Below are 4,351 nucleotides of genomic sequence, written 5' to 3'. Positions count from 1 at the left end.
CTCGTCATCCGCCCCGCCCGCGCCGACGACCTCGAGGAGCTGGTCGACCTGGCGGCCCGCACCTTCCCCGACGCCTGCCCCAGCTTCCTCACCCCTGCGCAGATTGCGGCGCATATTGCCACCAACCTCACCCCGGAGCGCTTGACCGTCTGGATGAACGACCCGCGCGTGGTCCTCACCATCGCCGAACTGCCTGAGGGCCTGCCCGCCCTCCCGGGCGGCGACGCCGCACCGGTGCCGGCCGGCGGCCTGGTCGGATACAGCGCCGTCCTTGCCGAGATCCCCGATGCCGACGGCGCGCTGCCCGCAGGTCTGGACCCGCGTCCGCGCTCGGTCCCCGTCCCGCCCCGCGCGGACGGCTCGCCGGCGCTGGCCGCCGAACTGTCCAAGATCTACCTCGATGCGCGCCTGCGTTCCTCGGGCATCGCGGCCGCCCTGCTCGCCCAGGCCATCCGCGATGCCGCCAACCTGGGGGTCACCGCCTTGTGGCTGGGCACGAACGACACCAACCGGCGCGCCCAGAAGGCCTACCGGCGTGCGGGCCTGCGCAAGACCGGCACCCGCGTTTACGACGTCGGCGGGCAGCAGTGCCGCGACGTCGTCATGGCCCTCAACCCGCAGGAGACCATCCCCGGCGACTGAGCGCTGCGGCCGACCGAGGGGCGCGCCTGGCCACAGAGCGGAACCACGTGGGCCTGCAGGGCGTGAAATCAAGCACGTCACGCCGCCGGGCGGCCTTGTACCCACGGGCGCTGTGGCAGACTGGACCGGCCTCGGGCCTCGAACCGCCCCTGCCACTGGGGAGGCGGTCACGCGTAGGACCCGCAGGCGCTCGAATGCGGCGCACTCGTGCCGGCCGATACTGTGGCCGTGCGGCGGCGCCGCCTGACAAACGCCCGCTGACCAGTGGCACGGACGTGGAGAGAAACATATGACCAACCTGATCGACGAGATTGACGCCGCCTCCCTGCGCGACGACATCCCCAGCTTCCGCCCCGGTGACACCCTGCGGGTGCACGTCAAGGTTGTTGAGGGGACCCGCAGCCGTATTCAGGTATTCCAGGGCGTCGTCGTCGCCCGCAAGGGCAGCGGCGTGTCGGAGACCTTCACCATCCGCAAGATCTCCTTCGGGGTCGGCGTGGAGCGTACCTTCCCGTTGCACACGCCCACCATCGATAAGATCGAGGTCGTCACCCGGGGTGACGTGCGCCGCGCCAAGCTGTACTACCTGCGCAACCTGCGCGGCAAGGCAGCCAAGATCAAGGAGCACCGCTCGAACTGACGGCTCACGCTTTGTGGGAGCCCTGGTGCCCGGGGCCTGCGGGTCCCGGGCACCGGCTATCCCCGCCGCCGATCCCGAAACCGTCCAGCCACTATTCGAGAGGGAAACGGTGACCTCACCGCAGGAAGACGCCAACGACCCGTCTGACGTCGTCACACCTGCCCCCGAGGCCGAAGAGGATGCCGTCGAAGCGTCCGGGGCTTCCGAAGCTTCCCAGGCTTCGCAGGAAGTTCCGGACCGTCTGCCGCCCTCGTACCGGCCTGCCCGTCGTCCCACGCCCTTGGCGGCTCCGGACCGCGCCGATGCCGCCCCATCCCGCCGCCGCGGCTCCACGCTGCTCATAGTGCTGGTCGTGCTGCTGGCCGTCGCCCTGCTCAAGACCTATGTGCTTCAGACCTTCGGGATTCCCTCCGGCTCCATGGAGGACACGCTGCTGGAGGGCGACCGGGTTGCGGTGACCATGTACGACGCCGACGAGGTCGAACGCGGCGACATCATCGTGTTCACCGACCCGGACAACTGGCTCGTCGTTACCGAGCCGACCGGCGTCAAGGGAGCAGTTCAGGACGTCCTCATCTTCCTGCACCTGCTGCCCGAGGACTCCGGGCACCACCTCATTAAGCGCGTCATCGGCGTGGGCGGGGACCACATCGTGGCCGACGGCAACGGCTCACTGACGATCAACGGCGTCGAGGTCGACGAGCCGTACCTCAAGGCCGGGCGCTCGGCTTCCGACGTCGCCTTCGATGTCACCGTCCCCGACGGCTACGTGTGGGTCATGGGGGACAACCGGGCCAACTCCGCCGACTCCCGCTTCCACCAGAATGACGCCAACGGTGGCGTCGTGCCGCTGGACAACGTGGTCGGAGTGGCCAAAGCCGTACTTTGGCCCGCGTCGCGCTGGTCAACGCTCTCCGACGGGGGCGCTTTTGACGCCGTGCCCGACGCCTCCGCAACCGCGACGGCCGGGACCAACCCGTGAGCCCCGCACCGGCCCGCATGATCCCGGACCGCGGCCTCGAGGAGCACCTGCTGGCCGAGTACGCGCTGGTGGGCGGCATGGATGAGGTGGGGCGCGGCTCGCTGGCCGGCCCGGTCAGTGTGGGATTGGCCATCGTCTCCCGCGATACGCCCGCTGCCTTCCCCGTGGGACTGGCGGACTCCAAACTGCTCACGCCCCGCCGCCGGGAGGCGCTCGTCGATCCCTGCCGGGCCTGGGCCACCGACCACGCCGTCGGTCACGCCACGCCGGAGGAGATCGACACCCTCGGCATTATCGGCGCCCTGCGGCTGGCCGGCCGCCGGGCGCTGACCGAGGTAGCCGCGCGCGGGCACCTGCCCGGCGCCATCATCCTGGACGGCACTACGAACTGGCTGCGGGACGCGGCGGCGACCACGGCCGGGCCGACGCCGCGCCGCGGGCAGCCATCCCTGGGGCAGCGGGCCGGCGCGACGGCGGTGCGGGTACCGCCCGTGTACACCCGGGTCAAGGCGGACGCCCACTGCGCCGTCGTCGCTGCCGCCTCCGTCCTGGCCAAGGTTGAGCGCGACGCGCTGATGACCGCGCTGCCCGACCCCGGCTACGACTGGGCACGCAACAAGGGCTACGCCTCACCGGCCCACACCCGGGCCCTCGCCCGGCTCGGCGCCAGCGAGCAGCACCGCCGTAGCTGGCACCTGCCCGGGCTGGATCGCTTGACCACCCGAGGCGGGGCTGTGGCCGACGCGCCCGCACCGCCTCCTGCCGGAAGGGACGCCCATTGGGCATGATGAACGGGTGAGTGCTGAAGATCTGGAGTCGTATGAGAACGACTTGGAGCTCGACCTGTACCGCGAGTACCGCGATGTCATCTCCCTGTTCTCCTATGTCGTCGAGACGGAGCGCCGCTTCTACCTGGCCAACGCCGTCGACGTGCAGGTGCGCACCAACGGCGGGGAGGTGTTCTTCGAGTTGACCCTTGAGGACGCCTGGGTGTGGGACATCTACCGCGCCAGCCGGTTCGTCAAGTCCGTGCACGTGGTCACCTTCAAGGACGTCAACGTTGAAGAGCTGACCAAACCGGAGATGGACATCCCCTCCTAAGCCCGCTTCGCCGGCCGACGACGTCGGCCCTCCACAGCACCCGCGCGGGTACTGGCGTCCACAGGCACCGTTCGTGCACCCCTTATCCACAGGGCTCGAACGGCCCGCTGGCACCACTCCGGGCGCCCGGGCACGCTGGTGGCGGAGGTGAAGCCCATGAACCCCGCGCAGTCCACCAGCCCCACGTCACCGTCGACGCCGCGCAGCCCCGATCCCCGCCCGACCGATCCGCGCCGCCTGACCGGGCGCCGCGGGGAGGACATCGCCGCCCGCTACCTCACCGACCAGGGCTGGCGCGTCCTGGAACGCAACTGGCGGCCCGGCCCCGGCATGCGCGGGGAGGTCGACATCGTTGCCCTGCAACCGGCACCCGAGGGGCCGGGCGTCCTCGTCATCGTCGAGGTCAAGACCCGCACCTCCGGCGTTGCCGGCCCGCCCGCCGCCGCCGTCGACCGCCTCAAGCTCGCCCGGCTGCGCGCCCTAGCGGCCGCCTGGGCCGCCGGCCACCCGCAGCCGCATGCGGGCCTGCGCCTCGACGTCGTCTCCGTCCAACTGCGCGCCGGGCGCCCGGCGCTGCTGCGCCACCACCGGGGGGTGGGTGGCTGATGGGCCTGGCACGCACCCTTGCCGTCACCCTCACCGGGCTCGCCGGCCACCTGGTCGACGTCGAAGCGCACTCCGCCCACGGGCTGCCCGGATTCACCCTGGTGGGCCTGCCGGACGCCGCCGTGCGCGAGTCACGCGAACGCGTGCGCGCCGCCCTGTCCACCTGCGGGGTCACCTGGGGAGAGCACCGCCTCACCGTCAACCTCTCCCCGGCGGACCTGCCCAAAACCGGCACCGGCTTCGACCTGGCCCTCGCACTGGCAGTGCTCGGGGCCCGCGGTCAACTGCCCCGGCGGGCGGTGGAGCACCTGGCCCGCACCGTGTACATCGGCGAGCTCGGCCTGGACGGTTCCGTCCACCCGGTACGCGGCATCCTGCCC

At 71.4% G+C, this 4,351-nt stretch carries 7 protein-coding genes; all 7 read left to right on the top strand.

Features of this window, described 5'->3' with window-relative positions; translation table 11 throughout:
* On the top strand, nucleotides 1-642 hold a 642-nt coding region (locus RWX45_RS11585; protein WP_316023872.1), incomplete at its 5' end, for a GNAT family N-acetyltransferase.
* A gap of 289 nt (nucleotides 643-931) precedes the next feature.
* On the top strand, nucleotides 932-1,282 hold the full coding sequence (gene rplS / locus RWX45_RS11580; RefSeq protein WP_316023871.1) for a 50S ribosomal protein L19: 351 nt from the start codon (nucleotides 932-934) through the stop codon (nucleotides 1,280-1,282).
* A 109-nt stretch (nucleotides 1,283-1,391) separates the two neighbouring features.
* On the top strand, nucleotides 1,392-2,264 hold the full coding sequence (gene lepB, locus RWX45_RS11575) for a signal peptidase I (RefSeq protein WP_316023870.1): 873 nt from the start codon (nucleotides 1,392-1,394) through the stop codon (nucleotides 2,262-2,264).
* Between the two features lie 17 nt (nucleotides 2,265-2,281).
* Nucleotides 2,282-3,052, top strand: coding sequence for a ribonuclease HII (locus RWX45_RS11570; RefSeq protein WP_316023873.1), 771 nt, complete (start codon nucleotides 2,282-2,284; stop codon nucleotides 3,050-3,052).
* Between the two features lie 7 nt (nucleotides 3,053-3,059).
* Complete coding sequence (locus tag RWX45_RS11565; RefSeq protein WP_073332911.1) at nucleotides 3,060-3,365, top strand: DUF2469 domain-containing protein; 306 nt, start codon at nucleotides 3,060-3,062, stop codon at nucleotides 3,363-3,365.
* 156 nt (nucleotides 3,366-3,521) lie between these two features.
* The gene (locus tag RWX45_RS11560; protein ID WP_316023869.1) at nucleotides 3,522-3,971 is read left to right on the top strand and encodes a YraN family protein; all 450 of its coding nucleotides are present in this window, start codon (nucleotides 3,522-3,524) and stop codon (nucleotides 3,969-3,971) included.
* On the top strand, nucleotides 3,971-4,351 hold a 381-nt coding region (locus RWX45_RS11555), incomplete at its 3' end, for a magnesium chelatase domain-containing protein (protein WP_316023868.1). The genes RWX45_RS11560 and RWX45_RS11555, both read left to right, overlap by 1 nt.

The sequence above is a fragment of the Actinomyces sp. MRS3W genome (genome assembly GCF_032465695.1).
Taxonomy (GTDB): domain Bacteria; phylum Actinomycetota; class Actinomycetes; order Actinomycetales; family Actinomycetaceae; genus Actinomyces.
This window is presented reverse-complemented; position numbering and strand designations above follow the sequence as displayed.